The organism is Methylobacterium litchii, from assembly GCF_038442315.1.
Lineage (GTDB): Bacteria > Pseudomonadota > Alphaproteobacteria > Rhizobiales > Beijerinckiaceae > Methylobacterium > Methylobacterium litchii.
Map to the genome: position 1 here is coordinate 694641 of NZ_JBBXMY010000001.1, position 17715 is coordinate 712355.

The 17715-nt window shown below is 69.3% G+C and carries 19 protein-coding genes; 10 read left to right on the plus strand and 9 right to left on the minus strand.

Translation table 11 applies throughout. The features are described from left to right. The first annotated feature begins 3 nt into the window (after nucleotides 1-3). From AAHF99_RS03595 to AAHF99_RS03605, 3 genes are all read left to right on the plus strand, one after another. Nucleotides 4-780, plus strand: a complete 777-nt coding sequence (locus AAHF99_RS03595; RefSeq protein ID WP_342162689.1) for a lysophospholipid acyltransferase family protein — start codon at nucleotides 4-6, stop codon at nucleotides 778-780. A gap of 114 nt (nucleotides 781-894) precedes the next feature. Next, nucleotides 895-1341, plus strand: a complete 447-nt coding sequence (locus AAHF99_RS03600) for a hypothetical protein (RefSeq protein ID WP_243958859.1) — start codon at nucleotides 895-897, stop codon at nucleotides 1339-1341. A 98-nt stretch (nucleotides 1342-1439) separates the two neighbouring features. After that, the gene (locus tag AAHF99_RS03605) at nucleotides 1440-2552 is read left to right on the plus strand and encodes a DUF2125 domain-containing protein (RefSeq protein WP_342162690.1); all 1113 of its coding nucleotides are present in this window, start codon (nucleotides 1440-1442) and stop codon (nucleotides 2550-2552) included. 9 nt (nucleotides 2553-2561) lie between these two features. Here AAHF99_RS03605 and AAHF99_RS03610 read toward each other — a convergent pair whose 3' ends face one another. The 4 genes from AAHF99_RS03610 to AAHF99_RS03625 all read right to left on the minus strand — a co-directional run bounded on the left by AAHF99_RS03610 (nucleotide 2562) and on the right by AAHF99_RS03625 (nucleotide 5327). After that, nucleotides 2562-2957: a hypothetical protein gene (locus AAHF99_RS03610; RefSeq protein WP_342162691.1), complete on the minus strand. Its 396-nt coding sequence runs from the start codon at nucleotides 2955-2957 to the stop codon at nucleotides 2562-2564. Further along, nucleotides 2950-3201, minus strand: a complete 252-nt coding sequence (locus AAHF99_RS03615) for a prevent-host-death protein (RefSeq protein ID WP_342162692.1) — start codon at nucleotides 3199-3201, stop codon at nucleotides 2950-2952. Before AAHF99_RS03615 ends, AAHF99_RS03610 begins: the two co-directional genes overlap by 8 nt. A gap of 61 nt (nucleotides 3202-3262) precedes the next feature. Beyond that, nucleotides 3263-4210 (minus strand): prephenate/arogenate dehydrogenase family protein, encoded by a 948-nt coding sequence (locus AAHF99_RS03620; protein WP_342162693.1) that lies wholly within the window; start codon nucleotides 4208-4210, stop codon nucleotides 3263-3265. Next, nucleotides 4203-5327 (minus strand): pyridoxal phosphate-dependent aminotransferase, encoded by a 1125-nt coding sequence (locus AAHF99_RS03625; RefSeq protein WP_342162694.1) that lies wholly within the window; start codon nucleotides 5325-5327, stop codon nucleotides 4203-4205. The genes AAHF99_RS03620 and AAHF99_RS03625 overlap by 8 nt, the downstream gene beginning before the upstream one ends. 273 nt (nucleotides 5328-5600) lie before the next feature. Here AAHF99_RS03625 and AAHF99_RS03630 point away from each other — a divergent pair, with 273 nt between their 5' ends. The 3 genes from AAHF99_RS03630 (at nucleotide 5601) to metW (ending at nucleotide 7761) form a co-directional block, all read left to right on the plus strand. After that, on the plus strand, nucleotides 5601-5768 hold the full coding sequence (locus AAHF99_RS03630) for a hypothetical protein (protein ID WP_342162695.1): 168 nt from the start codon (nucleotides 5601-5603) through the stop codon (nucleotides 5766-5768). Nucleotides 5769-5878: 110 nt separating this feature from the next. Next, entirely contained in the window at nucleotides 5879-7084 is a 1206-nt protein-coding gene (metX, locus tag AAHF99_RS03635; RefSeq protein WP_342162696.1) for a homoserine O-acetyltransferase MetX, read from the plus strand. Next, nucleotides 7081-7761 carry a methionine biosynthesis protein MetW gene (gene metW / locus AAHF99_RS03640; protein ID WP_342162697.1) on the plus strand — a complete coding sequence of 227 codons (681 nt, stop codon included), beginning with the start codon at nucleotides 7081-7083 and terminating at the stop codon, nucleotides 7759-7761. The genes metX and metW overlap by 4 nt, the downstream gene beginning before the upstream one ends. Here metW and AAHF99_RS03645 read toward each other — a convergent pair. Beyond that, on the minus strand, nucleotides 7736-8221 hold the full coding sequence (locus AAHF99_RS03645; protein WP_342162698.1) for a winged helix-turn-helix transcriptional regulator: 486 nt from the start codon (nucleotides 8219-8221) through the stop codon (nucleotides 7736-7738). The genes metW and AAHF99_RS03645 overlap by 26 nt on opposite strands. Nucleotides 8222-8327: 106 nt before the next feature. Between AAHF99_RS03645 and AAHF99_RS03650 the strand changes: the two genes are divergently transcribed. Then, the gene (locus tag AAHF99_RS03650) at nucleotides 8328-9539 is read left to right on the plus strand and encodes an MFS transporter (protein ID WP_342162699.1); all 1212 of its coding nucleotides are present in this window, start codon (nucleotides 8328-8330) and stop codon (nucleotides 9537-9539) included. Between the two features lie 21 nt (nucleotides 9540-9560). Here the strand turns inward: AAHF99_RS03650 and AAHF99_RS03655 are convergent, their stop codons facing one another. Next, a complete protein-coding gene (locus AAHF99_RS03655; protein ID WP_342162700.1) occupies nucleotides 9561-11777 on the minus strand; it encodes a lytic transglycosylase domain-containing protein in 2217 nt (738 codons plus the stop codon). A 187-nt stretch (nucleotides 11778-11964) separates the two neighbouring features. On the opposite strand from AAHF99_RS03655, the gene dapA reads away from it, so the two are divergent. The 3 genes from dapA to AAHF99_RS03670 are packed head-to-tail and all read left to right on the plus strand — an operon-like array spanning nucleotide 11965 to nucleotide 13951. Then, a complete protein-coding gene (dapA, locus tag AAHF99_RS03660) occupies nucleotides 11965-12861 on the plus strand; it encodes a 4-hydroxy-tetrahydrodipicolinate synthase (RefSeq protein WP_342162701.1) in 897 nt (298 codons plus the stop codon). 27 nt (nucleotides 12862-12888) lie between these two features. Further along, nucleotides 12889-13362, plus strand: a complete 474-nt coding sequence (gene smpB / locus AAHF99_RS03665) for an SsrA-binding protein SmpB (protein ID WP_243958833.1) — start codon at nucleotides 12889-12891, stop codon at nucleotides 13360-13362. A 16-nt stretch (nucleotides 13363-13378) separates the two neighbouring features. Next, nucleotides 13379-13951 carry a peroxiredoxin gene (locus AAHF99_RS03670; protein ID WP_342162702.1) on the plus strand — a complete coding sequence of 191 codons (573 nt, stop codon included), beginning with the start codon at nucleotides 13379-13381 and terminating at the stop codon, nucleotides 13949-13951. Nucleotides 13952-13958: 7 nt separating this feature from the next. Here the strand turns inward: AAHF99_RS03670 and AAHF99_RS03675 are convergent, their stop codons facing one another. From AAHF99_RS03675 to rpoZ, 3 genes are all read right to left on the minus strand, one after another. Beyond that, nucleotides 13959-14591 carry a LabA-like NYN domain-containing protein gene (locus AAHF99_RS03675; protein ID WP_342162703.1) on the minus strand — a complete coding sequence of 211 codons (633 nt, stop codon included), beginning with the start codon at nucleotides 14589-14591 and terminating at the stop codon, nucleotides 13959-13961. A gap of 226 nt (nucleotides 14592-14817) precedes the next feature. Continuing rightward, a complete protein-coding gene (locus AAHF99_RS03680) occupies nucleotides 14818-17040 on the minus strand; it encodes a RelA/SpoT family protein (protein ID WP_342162882.1) in 2223 nt (740 codons plus the stop codon). A gap of 160 nt (nucleotides 17041-17200) precedes the next feature. Next, nucleotides 17201-17611 (minus strand): DNA-directed RNA polymerase subunit omega, encoded by a 411-nt coding sequence (gene rpoZ, locus AAHF99_RS03685; RefSeq protein ID WP_243958828.1) that lies wholly within the window; start codon nucleotides 17609-17611, stop codon nucleotides 17201-17203. Nucleotides 17612-17715: the final 104 nt, after the last annotated feature.

The window sequence follows — 17715 nt, forward strand, 5'->3', positions numbered from 1 at the left end:
GCGATGCTCGCGCTGCGCTCCCTCGCCTTCAACCTCTGTTTCTACCTCACGACGACGGTGGTCGCGATCGTCGGCCTGCCGGCGCTGGCCACCCGTCCGGGCGTGCTGCGGGTCGCCCGGCTCTGGGGCCGGATCACCCTGTGGTTCCTGCGGGTCGTCGCGCGCACCGAGGTCGAGATCCGGGGTCTGGAGAACATCCCCGAGGGGCCGATCCTGATCGCGGCCAAGCATCAGTCGGCGCTGGAGACCCTGGCCCTCTGCACGGTGTTCCCGCGCTTCGCCTACGTGCTGAAGCGCGAGCTGCTCCTGATCCCGCTGGTCGGCTGGTTCTTCGCGCGGGGCGGCATGGTGGCCATCGACCGCTCCAAGGGCACCCGGGCGATGAGCCTGATGAACTCCGCTGCCGCCGCCGCTATCAAGGACGGGGCGCAACTCATCGTCTTCCCCGAAGGCACCCGCCGGGCGCCGGGGGCGCCGCCCGCCTACAAGCAGGGCATCTCCCATCTCTACACGGCGCTGAACGTGCCCTGCGTGCCGATCGCCCTGAACACCGGCCTGTTCTGGTCGCGCAACAGTTTCGTGCGCCGGCCCGGCAAGGCGATCATCGACATCCTGCCGCCCATCGGTCCGGGATTGTCCCGCACCGAGTTCCAGGCCCTCATCGAGGAGCGGATCGAAACCGCCTCGAACGCCCTGATGGGAAGCGGCCTGAAGGACCTCGCCGGAGCGGGTTACACGGTCTCGTCGCACGAGGCTCCGGCCGCCGCGCCGCGACGCTGAGACGGCCGCCGCAGGCCCCCCTCGGCCTTGTGGATAACTCCGCCGACACCCATCTTTCGCTCATGACCACAGCGTCCTTGACGTCTGTGGAAAACACGTTCTAATTGAGAACAAATGACGAACAGACGGGCCCTGTCCTGGTCGGCCGCGCTCCGCGACCTGAAGGACGATCGCTTACGGAGGCAGGACGTGCGTGAGGAACGCTTGAGAACGGCCCAGGGCCTGCGCGGCTCCCCGGCGCTTGCGCTGTCGGCGTGGCGCGGGCGGTCCGGCCGCCGCTACGTCGTCGGCGTCCACCCGGCGGTGGAGTTCGACCCCGAGGAGATGTCCGAATCGGTGACCATCGCCGTGCGCCGTGATTCGTCGGGCATCGCGCAGATGGTCTCGGTGGCGAGTTCGGGTGAGAGCCCGCGCGAGCACCTGCGCCGTGTCTGGCTCGACCGCGCCCGCCGCAGTGGCGCGACGGAGCTTCACATTCACCGTCTGGCCGAGGACGAGGGCGAGCGCGGCGCCATCGTGGACGATCTCCGCCCCGAGACGGCCGAGCCCCGTCAGGTCTGACCGGCGGTGCGACGGCCCTTGCGCTGCCGCATTCCACCGGGATAGGGCCGCGGGCCGAGATACGGCCCGACTGACAAGGCCCTGGGGGGACGCCGCGCATGACGCAGGGGATGGACGGCCGCAACGGGCCCGCGAGCGACATCGCGCGCACCCGGCGGCGCGGGCGGCTTGGGTTGTTCCTGCCCTACGTCGCCCTGGCCATCCTCGTGGCGGCCTGGTCCGGCGCGTGGTTCTGGATCCGCAGCAAGACCGAGCATGAGCTGGACGCCTGGATGGCCCGCGAGGCCGCCGCCGGGCGGACATGGGCCTGCCAGGACCGCAGCCTCACCGGCTACCCGTTCCGCATCGAACTGCGCTGCTCCGCGCTGACCCTCACCCGCTCCGACGGCAGCTTCCGCCTGGGCCCGACGACGGTCGTGGCGCAGATCTACCAGCCCCGCCTCGTCCTGTTCGAGAGTCAGGGGCCGTTCCATGCCGAGCAGGGCGCGCTCACGGGGGATGCGTCGTGGAGCGCGCTGCAGGGCAGTTTCCATGGCGCGAGCGAAGGCTTCACCCGCCTTTCCCTGGTGGTGGACGGGCCGAAGGTGAGCGTCGCGGGCGCCGAACCGCAGCCGATCACCCTACAGGGCAAGCACCTCGAACTGCACGCTCGCCCATCGCCCGCCCGATACGAGACGGACGGCGCCGTCGAGGTGAACCTGCAACTCGCCCAAGCCGCGATACCGAACCTCGACGCCCTGACCGGCAGCGTCGCGCCGGTGGACGCCTCCCTCGACACCACGATCACCCACGCGACGGTGATCGGCACGGGGGCGGTGCCGCGCGAATTGGAGAAGTGGCGTCAGGCCGGCGGGATGCTGGAGATTGGCGCCCTGTCCCTCGCCAAGGGCGTTCAGCGCATCCAGGCCCGTGGTCAGGTCGCCTTGGACGAGGCCCACCGCCCGACCGGGCAGATCGACCTCCGCGCGGCCGGCGTCGATGCGCTGATCGGCAGCGTCGTGGGGCAGCGTTTCGGCTCGGAGAAGGGGGCGCTGGTCGGCCAGCTCGTCGGCGGTCTGCTCGGCCTCGGTCGCGGAGCCCCTCGCGCGGAGGAAGCCCCCGCCGGCTCCGGCCCGCCGCTGAAGCCGCTGCCGCCGCTCAAGCTCGTGAACGGGCAGGTGCTGTTCAGCGGCTTCCCGATCCCGAACGTGCGCGTGCCGCCGCTGTATTGAGCGGTTGCATCAGCCTCGCGTTACGGCCCGAAGGCGCCGCGTGCGAGCGACGTCCTTCAGAGTCAGTGCGATCTTGCGCATGAAGCTGGGGCTGAACGCGCCGATCGGCTCCGGCGCTTCGAGGTCGAACGCGTCCGACTCGAGGAAGCGATTATACTCGTCGAGGATCAGGAACGACGGATAGTCGAGGCCGCCGCGCCGGCATTCAATCTCCGTGACGGCCAGATAGGCCCTTTCCTCGCTCGGTCGCTGCGAAGTCAGCGGAAAGATGAAGAGGCTCGACGGTTGCGAGGGGATGCGGACCACGATGCAGGCAGGGCGGAATTTCCGGCCCGTCTCTTCGCCCCGTGCCGCTTCGCGGGCCCAAAGATAACCGTACCGGATCAGGTCGCCCGGCTTAACCATTCCGAGGTTCGTCCGCGAGGAGGGCGTCGAGCCCGTCCATGAGCTCGTCATGGATCTGGTCGGGCGCGTCCTCCAAGGTGAAGGCCGTTTGCCGCGAGCCGCCGGCCAGGGCGCGATACCGATCGGCGGGGATGATGACGAGCCGCTCCTTGCCGTACTTGGTCAAGGCGACCGGCTCGGACAGAGCGGTTTCGAGGATCTCGCCCGAGAGCCGGTTCATGTCGGAAAAGGAATAGCGCTTCATCCCAATCTCCCGCGATCTACCTAGGTTAGGTAAGTCACGTCGTTGGGGCAAGGGTGAGGTCTCAGGCCCCACCCTCCGCTGGACGAGGCCGTCCGAAATCCGGGGCCGCCGTATCCTGGCCCAGCGCGACGATGCTCCGGCGGATGGCGCGGGTGCGGGTGAACATCGCGTGCAGGGCGTCGCCGTCGCCCCAGCGCACCGCCTTGGCGAGCGCCGCGAGGTCTTCGTTGAAGCGGCCGAGCATTTCCAGCACCGCGTCGCGGTTGTTCAGGAAGATGTCGCGCCACATCGTCGGGTCGGAGGCGGCGATGCGGGTGAAATCGCGAAAGCCGCTGGCCGAGAACTTGATCACCTCGGATTGCGTCACCGCCTCCAGGTCGGCGGCGGTGCCGACGATGTTGTAGGCGATCAGATGCGGCACGTGGCTGGTGATGGCGAGCACGAGGTCGTGGTGCTCGGGGCTCATCGTCTCGACCAGCGCCCCCATGCCCTCCCAGAGGGCGCGGACGCGCGCGGCGGCCTCGTCCGGGGTGCCCTCAGGCGGGGTGAGGATGCACCAGCGCCCGGCGAACAGGGTCGAGAAGCCGGCATCCGGCCCGGAATACTCTGTGCCCGCGATCGGGTGGCCGGGCACCAGATGGACGCCCTCGGGCAAGTGCGGCTGGATCGCGGCCACCACCGAGCCCTTCACGGAGCCGACATCGGAGACGACGGCGCCGGGCTTCAGGTGCGGCGCCATCGCCTCGGCGACGGAACCCATGGCGCCCACCGGCACGCAGAGCACCACGAGATCGGTACCCGTGGCGCCCTCGGCGGGGTCGCCGGTTACGGCATCGGCGATGGCGAGTTCGCGCACCCGCTCGCGCACCGCCGCGTCAGCATCGACGGCCACGATCTCCCGCGCGAGCCCGTAGCGCCGGGCGGCGCGGGCGATGGAGGAGCCGATCAGCCCGAGGCCGACGATGGCGATCCGGTCGAAGGGCGGCGGGGCGGGCGGGGTCTCAGGCACGGGCGCCCCGCACGAAATCACCGAGCGCCGCGAGGAAGGCGGTGTTGGCCTCGGCGCCCGCCACCGTCACCCGCAGGGCGTTGGGCAGGCCGTAGGCCGTGACGCGGCGGGTGATGAGCCCGCGCTCGGTCAGGAACGCATCCGCGTCCTCCGCCGAGCGACCCGGCTCGTCGGGGAAGTGGATCAGCACGAAGTTCGCCACGCTCGGCGTGACGGTGAGGCCGAGCGCCTGCGCCCCGTCGATGAGCCGGGGCAGCCACTCGGCGTTGTGCGCGGCGGCGGCGGCGGTGTGCGCCTCGTCGGCGATGGCCGCCGCGCCCGCCGCGATGGCGGGACCCGAGACGTTGAACGGCCCCCGGATGCGGTTCACCGCGTCGGCGACATGGGCCGGGGCGAGCATCCAGCCGATCCGCACGGCGGCGAGGCCGTAGATCTTCGAGAAGGTCCGCGTCATCACGACGTTCTCGGCCTCGAGGGCGAGTTCGAGCCCGGCCGTGTAGTCGTTCGCCCGCACGTATTCCGCGTAGGCGCCGTCGATGACGAGGAGCACGTGCGCGGGCAGGGCCGCGTGGAGCCGGCGGATCTCGCTGAACGGCAGGTACGTGCCGGTCGGGTTGTTGGGGTTCGTCACGTAGACGATCCGCGTGTGCGCGGTGACGCGGGCGAGGATGGCATCGACGTCGGTCGTCAGGTCGCGCTCCGGCGCGACGACGGGGGTGCCGCCTGACGCCAGGATCGCGATCCGGTACACGAGGAAGCCGTGCTCCGAGTAGATGCCCTCGGCGCCGGGGCCGCAATAGGCGTAGGCGAGCAACGACAGCAACTCGTCCGAGCCCGCGCCGCAGACGATCCGTTCGGGATCGACGCCGAACTTCCTCGCGATGGCCGTGCGCAAATGGGTGGCACGCCCGTCGGGGTAGGTCTCCAGCTTGGCGGTCGCCTCGTGGAGGGCGGCGATGGCGGCCGGGCTCGCCCCGAGCGGCGTCTCGTTCGAGGACAGCTTGTGGACCTTGCCCGGACCCGGACGCCCGCTCTTGCCGGGGACGTAGAGGTCGACCGCGAGGACGCCGGGGCGCGGTTCCGGGCGGGAGGGGGCGGGCGTGCTGGCGGAGGACATGGGCGAGGCCGGTCGGCGGTTCTGATGCGACGATGCGGTCCCTGTACAGCATTTCGCCGGACGGTGAAGCTGGGCCGGTTCCTCGCCATGCATCCGGCGCGACCGCTCCCTGCAACGGGCCGGCGGCGCTTGACTTGGCTCCGATACTTGGACCCGATCCGCACCCGGAACAAATGTCGCGGGGCACCGGCCATCATCCGGCCTGTTGTTATTTCGTAATGCCCTTTACCCGGCTGTCCGAAAGGCGGCGGGAACGACCGGGGTTCGCCAACAATGCTGGATGATCTTCTTCCCTGCGCGCTCTTCGTGCTCGGAATCCTGGTCTCGGTGACGGCTGAATTACGGCTGCGCCGGGGGGATACGGGCTCGATCACCAACGGATTCATCACGGCGGCGGGGGCGGGCCTCGTCTTCGTCGCCTGCGCGGTCGCCATCCGCTGAACCGGCGGGGGAGGGCGGCCGATCCGCGTTGACGCTGCCGGGGCGGGCCATTACCTCCGACCTGTGCCGCAGGGCGTTTTGTAGCCGGCGGTGCCGCCGAAGACCCGGACATGGATACCCGACTGGATACGGCCCCCCGGCCGGACGCCCCCGAACGGAACGCCGCGCCCGTCGCGGAGCCGTCGCAATCCCTCGATCCGAAGAGCCCCGTGGCGCGCTTCGGACCCGACAGGCCGCTCCTGACGGATGCGGGGGTGCGCCTCGCGCCCTTCCAGATTGCCTACCAGACGGCGGGCACCCTCAACGCCGACCGCTCGAACGCCGTGCTCATCTGCCATGCGCTGACGGGCGATCAGCATTTCGCGCACACCCATCCGCTCACCGGCAAGCCCGGCTGGTGGGAGACCCTGGTCGGCCCCGGCAAGCCGGTGGACACCGATCGCTACTTCGTCATCTGCTCGAACGTCATCGGCTCGTGCATGGGCACGACCGGCCCGGCCTCGATCGATCCGGCGACCGGCCGCCCCTACGGGCTCGACTTCCCGCTGATGACCATCCGCGACATGGTGCGGGCGCAGGCGATGCTGCTCGACCATCTCGGCATCAACAGCCTGTTCCTGTGCATCGGCGGCTCGATGGGCGGGATGCAGGTGCTGCAATGGGCGGCGCTCTACCCCGAGCGCGTCTTCGCCGCGATGCCCATCGCCACGGGTGCTCGGCACTCCGCGCAGAACATCGCCTTCCACGAGGTCGGGCGGCAGGCGATCATGGCCGATCCCGCCTGGGCGGACGGGCGCTACCTGGAGGAGGGCACGCGCCCGGCAAAGGGGCTCGGCGTGGCGCGGATGGGGGCGCACATCACCTATCTGTCGGAGCCCGCGCTCCACCGGAAGTTCGGCCGCCGCTTCCAGGGCGGCTCGGCGCCAACCTTTTCGTTCAACGCCGACTTCCAGATCGAGAGCTACCTGCGCCACCAGGGCCTGAGCTTCGTGGAGCGGTTCGACGCCAACGCCTACCTCTACCTGACCCGCGCGATGGACTATTTCGATCTCGCGGCGGACCATGGCGGCGTGCTGGCCAACGCCTTCCGGGGCACGACGACGCGCTTCTGCGTGATCTCCTTCACCTCGGACTGGCTGTTCCCCACGGCCGATTCGCGGGTCATCGTCCACGCGCTGAACGCGGCGGCTGCGCCGGTCGCGTTCGTCGAGGTCGAGACCGACAAGGGCCACGACGCCTTCCTCCTCGACGAGCCGGCGATGTTCGCCGCCGCGCGCGGCTTCATCGACGCGGCGGCCAGGGCGCGCGGCCTGTGAGCGGCGGAACCCCGCACGCCCGCCCCTGGGAGGCGACCGAGGCGCTGCCCCGGGAGAATACCGGCGCCCGCGTCGATCACCTGATGATGCTCGACCTCGTGCCGGCCGGGGCGCGGGTGCTCGACATCGGTTGCGGCGACGGCGCGCTCCTCGCCCTGCTGCGCGACCGCAGCGGCATCGACGGGCGCGGCATCGAACTGTCCCGCGAAGGCGTGAACGCTTGCCTCGCGAAGGGGCTGCCGGTGATCCAGGGCGACGCCGACACCGACCTCGCGAACTATCCCGACGGGGCGTTCGACGTGGTGGTGATGTCGCAGACGATCCAGGCGACGCGCCAGCCGCGCGAGGTGCTGGAGCACCTGCTGCGCATCGGGCGGCACGTCATCATCTCCTTCCCGAATTTCGGGCATTGGCGGGTGCGCACCGAACTCGCCCTGCGCGGGCGGATGCCCGTGACCGACCTGATGCCGGATGCGTGGTACGAGACCGCGAACATCCACCATTGCACGATCCGCGACTTCGTCGTCCTGTGCCGGGTGCTCGGCGCCCGGATCGAGACGGCGGCGGCGCTCGATTCGCGGGGGCGGGCCATGCGCTTCGCCCTGCCGTGGTGGATCTGGAACCTGTTCGGCGCGCAGGGGGTGTTCCTGCTCAGCAAGCAGGGGCGCGGGGGGTGAGGTCCCCAGTGGACTGAACCGTCTTCTTCACGCGGGTCTCGGTCCAGCCCAGGATGTGGCCTTCCGCCGAGCGTAATGCCAACCGGGCGACACGATTGCCCGTTGCAGCCTCGACCAATTCGGACCGCTGCTCGCCGGGGCGATAGAGGTGATCCTCGCCCCATTGTCGGAGCGCGACGATCACGAGGAACAGGCCGCGGCCTCTCTCTGTCAGGACGTACTCGCGGTAGGCGCTGCCGTCCGATGCGGGGACCGTTTCCAGGATTCCGCGCTCCGTGAGGTCACGAAGCCGGGTCGCGAGCATGCCCCTCGCGATGCCGAGACTGTTCTGAAACTCGCCGAAGCGCCGCACGCCATCGAACGCATCACGGATGATGAGCAGCGACCACCAGTCACCGATCATGTCGAGGGCACGGGCCACGGGGCACGCATCCCGCCCAAAGCTTGTCCGTTTCACCATCTCCCACCTCCGCCGGAGCCATCCAGTCTCAATTTAGAACTAGATGGTCGGGTCGTCATCTGGTTCCATGATGAGACCATACGGGCCGACGCGGAGAATGGAACCGATGCAAGGTGTTGCCGAGGGCCGCGCTGAACTCCTCCCCGGACCAGGCCTCACCCGCGGGACGACGCTGATCCTGGCGGCCACGGCCGGTCTCAGCGTTGCGAACATCTACTATGCCCAGCCGCTGCTCGACGTGATGGGGCGCGATCTCGCGATCTCATCCGACAGGGTCGGTCTCGTCGTGACCCTGACACAGGTCGGCTACGGGCTGGGTCTGATCCTGATCGTGCCGCTCGGGGACCGCATGGATCGACGCCGTCTCGTGATCGCGCAGGTCGCGCTGTCCGTGCTGGCACTGCTGACCGTGGCCGCATCCGGGACGGCGGCGATGCTCTTCGCCGGCATGGTGGCGCTCGGGCTGCTGGCCGTCGTGGTGCAGGTGCTCGTGGCCTTCGCTGCGACGCTGGCGGCGCCGAACGCCCGGGGGAAGGCCATCGGAACGGTGACGGGGGGCATCGTCGCCGGCATCCTCACGGCCCGGTTCATGGCGGGGATGATCGCCGATCTCGGGGGGTGGCGGGCCGTTTATGGGCTCTCGGCCGGTGCCACACTCGTCATGCTTGGCGTCCTCGCCCGCTCCTTGCCGTCTCACCCGGCTCCGCCCCAGGGCGGCCGCTACGCAGACGCGCTCCGCTCCATCCCGCTTCTGTTCATCCGTGACCCGGTCCTGCTTGTCCGCGGCGTCCTCGCGGCTCTCATCTTCGCGTCCTTCAGCACTCTCTGGACCACGTTGGTTTTCCCCCTCAGGGCGGCCCCGTTCGCCTACTCCCATGGCCAAATCGGCCTGTTCGGCCTCGTCGGCCTTGCGGGGGCGCTCGCCGCAACGGGGGCGGGGCGCCTCGCGGATCGCGGTCTCGGTCAATGGACGACGGGCGGGGCCCTCGTGATCCTGACAGCCTCATGGGGAGCGATCGCACTCCTGCCGAGATCCATTCTCCTCTTGGTCGTAGGCATCCTCCTGCTCGATCTCGCGGTTCAGGCGGTGCACGTCACGAACCAGAGCATCATCCTGGCCCGTCATCCGGAGGCCCGCAGCCGTCTCGTGGGCGGCTACATGGTGTTCTATTCGGTCGGCAGTGCCATCGGCGCAGGCAGCGCGACGATGATCTACGCCCAGGCCGGCTGGCTCGGGGTTTCGGCGCTGGGGGCGGCTTTCAGCGCCCTGGCGCTGGGAGTGTGGGCAGGGACGCTGACGCTTGATCGTTCCGGTTGACCGGCCGATGGGACTCCAACCCTACTTCGCCCCCCGGTGCAGATCCCCCTCGATCAGCAGCGCGCTGCGGCTGTCGAGGCGGGTGCGGTACACCTGCAGGTTCTCCATCACCCGCTGGACGTAGTTGCGCGTCTCGGTGAACGGGATGCGCTCCACCCAGTCGATCACATCGACCTCGCCCTTGCGCGGGTCGCCGTAGGCGTCGATCCACTTCTTCACGTTGCCGCCGCCGGCATTGTACGAGGCGAAGGCGAGCACGTAGGAGCCGCGCCAATCCTCCATCAGCTCGCCGAGATGCGCTTGGCCGAGCTTCGCGCAGAAGGCGGGGTCGCTGGTCAGGCGGTCCGGGTCGAAGGCGGTGGAGACGCGCTTGGCCGTGCGCATGGCGGTGGCCGGCATCATCTGCATCAGCCCCCGCGCCCCGACGCCGGAGCGCGCCCGCGCGTCGAACTGGCTCTCCTGCCGGGCGATGGCATAGACCATGGCCCGCTCGACCTGCGGCACGGCGGTGAAGGTCTCGTAGGTTGGGATGCCGATGGTCGGGAAGGCGTGGGCGTCGAGCGGCAGGCCCCGGTGCAGGGCGAGCTTGCCCACCGCCACCAGGGCGCGGGCGTCCTTGGCCTCGGTGGCGACGTCGCCCAGCGCCTGGACCTCGCCCGCATCGGTCAGGGCGCGGGTCGCATCGATGTAGAGGGGCAGCGCGAGGTCCTGAAGCCCCGCCTGTTCGAGCAGGCGCAGGGCGCGCACGGACAGGCGGTTGTCGAAGGCCTCCCGCTCGGCGCCGTCGAGCGCCGGCACGGCACGCAGCGGCAGGCTCGTCTGCCCGAGCTTGGCGCGGGCAACCTGCCCGTAATAGGCGATGGGCTGCGCCGCCGCCTTCTCGTAGAAGCGCTTCGCCTCGTCGGCCCGGCCCAGGGCCTCGGCGGCGCGGGCCTGCCAATAGGCCCCCCGCGCCAGGGAGTTCGGCCCCTCGGCGAGGGCGGCGACCTGCGCGAAATGCTGCCCGGCCTTCTCGGGGTCGGAGAGGAAGCGCAGGGCGATCCAGCCGGCATGGAACTCGGCCTCGATCTTCTTCTCGGGCGAGCGCGCGCCATGGCCGCTCACCACCGCGTAGGCGGTCTTGGCGTCGCCGCCATCGAGGAGCTTGCGCGCCACGATCCGGCGCTCGACCCACCATTCGTCGCCATCGACCAGCACGTCCGGGTTGGTCGGCGCGGTGGCGAGCACGGCGGCGGCCTCCACGGGCTTGTCGGCCCGGCGGAAGAACTGCGCACGCGAGAAGATGTACGAGGCGTCGTTGCGCAGCGAGGGCGGCACCGCCGCCAGCGCCGAGGCGGCGCCGGAACTCTTATCCTCCACGGCCCGGCGGGCGCGGACGAGGCTCGCGTAGCTGCCGCCGGCATAGCCCGCCGCGCGGCCCGCGCTCTCCCAATCCTCCTTCAGGAGCGCCCGCTCCATCCGGTAGCGGTGATCCTGGCGGGTGAGCAGGGCGGGGAAGGCATCCTGCACCTTGGCTTCGAGGCTGCGGCCGAAACTCTCCGTGCGCCACAGGTCGCGCACGAGGTCGGCGGAGTCGGCTTCGAGCCCGTCCGCGCGAAGCGCCAGCGCCAGGGCGAACTTGCCCGGTGCGCTCGACGGCTTGGCGGTGGCGAAGAAGGCCCGCACCGTGGCGGGCGCCTTGCGCTCGCTGAGCAGCGTCTCCTCCGCCCGGCGGCGCAGGAGGGGGCCGCCCGGCCAATCCGGGTTGGCACGGGTGAAGGCGACCGTGCGCTCGAAGCCGATGCCGGCCCCGGCGCGGATCGCCACCCATTGCAGCAGGGCGCGGGCGGCGGGATCGGTGAAACCCTCGGCCATCCGGTCGGCGTCGGACACCTTGCCCTTGCGGTAGAGGTCGATCGCCCCGCGCAGCAGGGTCAGGTCGGTGTCGCCGGAGGCCTTCGGCTTGGCGAGGTCGGGCACCTCCGGCACCGGGGCGGCGGGGGTGAGGCCCGCATCCGGCAGCGGGAAGGTGATCGCCGCGTCCGGGTCGGCGGAGGCGTAGGCCGAAGCGGCAGCAGGCTTACGCTCGGCCTCCTCAGCGCGCACCGCCTCGGGGGCTGAGTCGGTGGAATCCGGGGCATGGATGGCGGCGGGCAGGGGCGTCTCCGCCCCGGTCGCGCCGGCCAGAGCCGCCCCGGCGCTCGCCGCGAGAGCGATAAGCGTAAGGTGCGGGCGCTTCCAGGCGATGGCTCGGATCACGACCTCACCCCTCCGCAACGTCAGCGTGAAGGACACAGTCTGGGCAACGAGTGATTAAGAGCCCGTTAACCGTGTCCCGGATCCGTTTGCGAAGGCGCGCACGAACCCCTATGTCTGCGCGCTCGCGCAACGACAGCGCGGCACAATGGCGGCGAGACGACCGCTCGATTCCCCTGGGACGCCTGAGATGACCGAGACGACCGCCCGCCTGCGGGGCTCGATGACCGCGCTGGTGACGCCCTTCCGCGATGGCGCCTTCGACGAGCAGGCCTTCCGAAAGTTCGTGCGCTGGCAGATCGAGCAGGGCAGCCACGGCCTCGTGCCCACCGGCACGACCGGCGAGAGCCCGACCCTGACCCATGCCGAGCATGACCGGGTGGTCGAGGCCTGCATCGACGAGGCCGGCGGGCGGGTGCCCGTGGTGGCGGGTGCGGGCTCGAACTCGACGGCCGAGGCGATCGAGCGGGCGCAGCACGCCGAGAAGGCCGGCGCCGACGCCGTGCTCGTGGTGACGCCTTATTACAACAAGCCGACGCAAGGCGGACTCTACGCCCACTTCAAGGCGATCAACGATGCGGTCGGAATTCCGATCATCATCTACAACATCCCGCCGAGGTCCGTCATCGACATGAGCGTCGAGACGATGGCCCGCCTCTTCGAATTGAAGAACATTGTCGGCGTGAAGGACGCGACCGCGAAGATCGACCGCGTCAGTCAGCAGCGACTGGCCATGGGCGAGAGCTTCGTCCAGCTTTCAGGCGAAGATGCGACCGCGCTCGGCTACAACGCCCAGGGCGGCCACGGCTGCATCTCGGTGGTGGCGAACGTCGCCCCGCGCCTCTGCGCCGACCTGCAGGAGGCCTCGCTCTCCGGCGATTACGCCAAGGCGCTGACGATCCAGGACCGGCTGTTCCCGCTCCAGAGCGGCCTGTTCGCGGAGGCCAATCCCGGCCCGGTGAAGTACGCCCTCTCGCGGCTCGGCCACATGGGCGAGGAGATCCGCCTGCCCCTCGTGACGATCTCGGACGCGACCCGCAGAATCGTGGACGACGCCCTGCGCCACGCCGGCCTCCTCGAAGGCTGACCCCGTAAAAAAGGACGACAGACCCGCATGGCGCCGAAGACGGAGCCCGGACGGCGCGTGGTGGCCGACAACCGCGCCGCCCGCTTCCACTATTCCATCGAGGACACGCTCGAAGCCGGCATTTCGCTCACCGGCACCGAGGTGAAATCCCTGCGCGGGGGCAAGGCGACGATCGGAGAGGCCTATGCCGGCCCCTCCGGCAACGACCTGATGCTCTTCAACGCCTACATCCCGGAATATCTGGAGGCGAACCGCTTCAACCACGACACCAAGCGGCCCCGCCGCCTGCTGCTGCATCGCCGCCAGATCGACAAGCTGATCGGCGCCACCCAGCGGCAGGGCTATACGGTCGTGCCGCTGAAGATCTACTTCAACGAGCGCGGCCGGGCGAAGGTCGAACTCGGCCTCGGCAAGGGCAAGCAGGCCCACGACAAGCGCGAGGCGGTGAAGGAGCGCGACTGGAAGCGGGATCAGGCCCGCCTCCTGCGCGACAGGGGATAGGGCGAGGAGGCACGGGATGAGCGCCAGTCTGACCAGCCTGCCGGACGATCTGCCGGTTCCAGCGGATGACGGCGCCGCCGCCCACCTGCTGGGCGCCCGCCTTCCCGACGTGGCCCTCCGCGCCACGGACGGGAGCACGGTTTCGCTGGCCAAGCTCAAGGGCCGCACGGTGGCCTATGCCTATCCGCGCACCGGCGAGCCGGACAAGCCGGCCCTCACCCCCGATTGGGACGCGATCCCCGGCGCGCGGGGCTGCACGCCGCAATCCTGCGATTTCCGCGACCATTTCGACGAGTTGAAGGGGCTCGGCGTCGATCACGTCTACGGGCTCTCTACGCAGACCCGGGAGTATCAGACGGAGGCGGTGACGCGCCTGCACCTGCCTTTCGCGCTTCTCTCCGATGCGCACCGTGCCCTGGCGATGGCGGCCCGGCTGCCGACCTTCGAAGCCGGCGGCGAGACGCTGCTGAAGCGCCTCACCCTGGTGATCGACGACGGAGTCGTCACGCACCTGTTCTACCCGGTCTTCCCGCCGGACCAGAGCGCCCGGCAGGTCGTCGCGTGGCTCGACGCGGGCCGCCGGGCCTGAGACGCGGCTAGGCGTCGTCCTCCGGCTGGCGGATGCCGTAGCGGTTTTCGAGGTTCGGGCGCGATTCGGCGCGGTGGCGGGTCGGCGTCTCGCCCGTGGGGCGCGGGGCGCGCTCGGTGGCCTCACGGCCGATCCGCGAGGCGAGGGTCGACAGGTCCACGAACTCGTCCGCCTGCCGCCGCAACTCGTCGGAGATCATCGCCGGCTGCGTCTGGATCGTGGAGATCACCGTGACGCGCACGCCCCGGCGCTGCATCGCCTCGACCAGCGAGCGGAAATCGCCGTCGCCCGAGAACAGCACCATGTGGTCGAGGCGCGGGGCGAGTTCGAGGGCGTCGATCGCCAGCTCGATATCCATGTTGCCCTTGAACCGGCGGCGGCCGGCGGAATCCGTGAACTCCCGCACCGGCTTCGTCACGACGCGGTAGCCGTTATAGTCGAGCCAATCGACCAGCGGCCGGATCGAGGAATACTCCTGATCCTCGATCATCGCGGTGTAGTAAAAGGCACGGATCAGGTTCTCGCGTGCCTGGAAATCCTTCAAAAGCTTCTTGTAATCGATGTCGAAGCCCAGGGCCTTGGTCGTCGCATAGAGGTTGGCGCCATCGATAAAGATGGCACACCGTTGATCTGACGGCATGAATGTCTTTCCAAGTACAAAATAGATGAAATCGGTCGAGGGAATTCGTTGCCTAGGCGTCACTGATGCATTAAAAAAAGTCTTTCGCAAAACTGAGTTAAAAATGAATCAATGCTTCATCGTGAGGCGATGAAGAGGTTTAAAGCATTGCGGACGGTCATGCCGAAGTCAAGGTAAGCCGACCACGGCTAAACCCGCTGTACGGCTCGACAACCTCAGGTAATAATCAGCCGTTGACGCGCTGAACGCTGCTCACCGGCCGCTTGCTGCGCAACTCCGCGACGATGGCGTTCAGGTGTTGAAGATCCCAGACCGACAGGTCGAGGGTGATGTCGGTGAAGTCCTGGGTGCGGCGTTTCATCGAGATGTTGTCGATGTTGCCGTCATGGTCCGCGATCACCTGGGCGATCTGCGCGAACACGCCCGGCTCGTTGATGGATTGCAGGGACAGGCGGGCGGGGAAGCGCTCGCCGCTCGACGCCTCCGTATCCCAGCGCACGTCGAGCCAGCGCTCCGGCTCGTTGTCGAAAGCGGCCAGCGCCGCCGACTGGATCGGGTAGACCGTCACGCCGACGCCCGGCGTGAGGATGCCGACGATCCGGTCCCCCGGCACCGCGCCGCCGTTGGGGGCGAAGGTGACGGGCAGGTCCCCCGCGAGACCCCGGATCGGAATCGCGTCCGGGGAGGCTTCGCCGCTGCCGTTGAAGGTCAGGCGCATGGTCTGGTCGGGGGAGCGCACGAGCCGCCCCGCCCCGGTGGCGCCGGGCTGTCCGGCCGAGGGGCGGCGCTCCTCCCGGTGGTCGGGATAGACCGCGCGCACGACGTCGCCGGAGAACATCTCGCCGCGCCCCACGGCGGCGAACACGTCCTCCGTGGTGGAGCGGGCGAGGCGGGGCAGGGCGCCGCGCAGCTTGTCCTCGGAAAAGCTCTTGGCCGCGCGCTCGAAGGCCCGTTCGAGGATCTGCTTGCCGAGGCCGGCATATTGCCGCCGCACCGCCGCGCGGGTCGCCCGGCGGATCGCCGAGCGGGCCTTGCCCGTCACGACGAGGGATTCCCAGGCGGCCGGGGGCGAGGCGCCGTCCGAACGGCTGATCTCCACCTCGTCGCCGTTCGAGAGTTCGTGCAGCAGCGGCACCATGCGGCCGTTGATCTTCGCGCCCACCGCCGAGTTGCCGACATCGGTGTGCACGGCATAGGCGAAGTCGATGGGCGTCGCGCCCCGGGGCAGCGCGATGAGCCGGCCCTTCGGGGTGAAGCAGAAGACCTGATCCTGAAAGAGTTCGAGCTTGGTGTGCTCCAGGAACTCTTCCGGGCTGTCGCCTTCGGCGAGCAGTTCGATGGTCCGGCGCAGCCATTGGTAGGCGCCGCTCTCGGTGGCGAGCTTCGGGTGGACGCTGCCGATGGCGTCGCGCCCGCTCACGTCCTTGTAATGGGCGTGGGCGGCGATGCCGTATTCGGCGATGTCGTCCATCGCCTGGGTGCGGATCTGCAGTTCGACGCGCTGGCTCTTGGGGCCGATCACCGTGGTGTGGATCGAGCGGTAATCGTTCTGCTTCGGGGTCGAGATGTAGTCCTTGTAGCGCCCCGGCACCATCGGCCAGCTGGTATGAACGACGCCCAAGGCCGCGTAGCAATCGTCCAGGGCGTTCACGATCACCCGGAAGCCGAAGATGTCCGACAGTTGCTCGAAGGCGAGCGACTTGCGCTCCATCTTCGCCCAGATCGAATAGGGCCGCTTCTGCCGGCCCGTGACCTCGGCTTCGATGCCCCGCGCCGAGAGCTTGTCGGAGAGCACCTTCTCGATGTCCTCGACCATCCGGCCGGACTTGGCGGTGAGCCGCAGCAGGCGCTCGGTGATGGTGGCGTAGATCTCGGGTTCGAGGAAGCGGAAACCGAGGTCTTCCAATTCCTCGCGCAGCTCCTGCATGCCCATGCGGGCGGCCAGCGGCGCGTAGATGTCCAGCGTTTCCTGGGCGATGCGGCGACGCTTGTCGTCGCGCATGTGCTCCAGGGTGCGCATGTTGTGCAGGCGGTCGGCGAGCTTCACGAGGAGCACGCGCACATCCGCCGCGACGGCGAGCAGCAGCTTGCGGAAGTTCTCGCCCTGGGCGGCCTGCTTCGAGACGAGGTCGAGCCGCTTGAGCTTGGTCAGCCCATCGACGAGGGCGCCGATCTCGTCGCCGAACAGGCGCCGGATCTCATCGAGGGTGGCCTCGGTGTCCTCGACGGTGTCGTGCAGGACGGCGGCGATGATCGTCGCGTCGTCGAGATGCAGATCCGTGAGGATCGCGGCGACTTCGAGGGGATGGGCGAAGAACGGATCGCCCGAGGCCCGCTTCTGGGTGCCGTGGGCCTGCATCGCATAGACGTAGGCGCGGTTGAGCAGATCCTCGTCGGCGGCGGGGTTGTAGCGCTTGACCCGCTCGACGAGTTCGTACTGGCGCATGATCCGCCGGGAAATCGGTGCCTCCTGAACGCTGTACGCGCCGCCGCTTCAGGGAAAGTCTCCCGCAATGCGGCGGCCGACACCAGAGGCAAGGCGCCGCAATCGGCGCATCGAGCGCTTTTTTCTTCGCGCCGGGGGCCGAATCGACCCCCGACAACCGGCCTCACTCGGCCTCTTCGTCGGTCTCGACCGGCGGGGCGAGGTTCTCGAGGCCGCGGAGGAGGTCTTCCTCGCTCATGCGGTCGAACTGCACGCCGGCGTCGTCGCTGGACGATTGCGGCGCGTGGGCGGCGGCGGCCGGCGAGCTCGACAGCAGCGGCACGGCCTCGGCCTCCGGCTCGTCCACCTCGACGTACTTCTGGAGCGAGTGGATCAGCTGCTCCTTCAGATCCTCGGAGGTGATGGTGCCGTCCCCGATCTCGCGCAGGGCGACGACCGGGTTCTTGTCGCGGTCGCGGTCCACGGTCAGCGGCGCGCCGGCCGCCAGGAGGCGGGCGCGGTGGCTCGCCAGGAGGACCAGCTCGAAGCGGTTCTCGACCTTTTCGATGCAATCTTCGACGGTGACGCGCGCCATGCCTGACGGCTCCTTCGCGGAACGAATTCTCTCGGGATGGGCGGCGTCTTACACCGGATGCGGTTTGGCAACAAGCTGAGAGACTTGACGGCAGGCATGCCGTC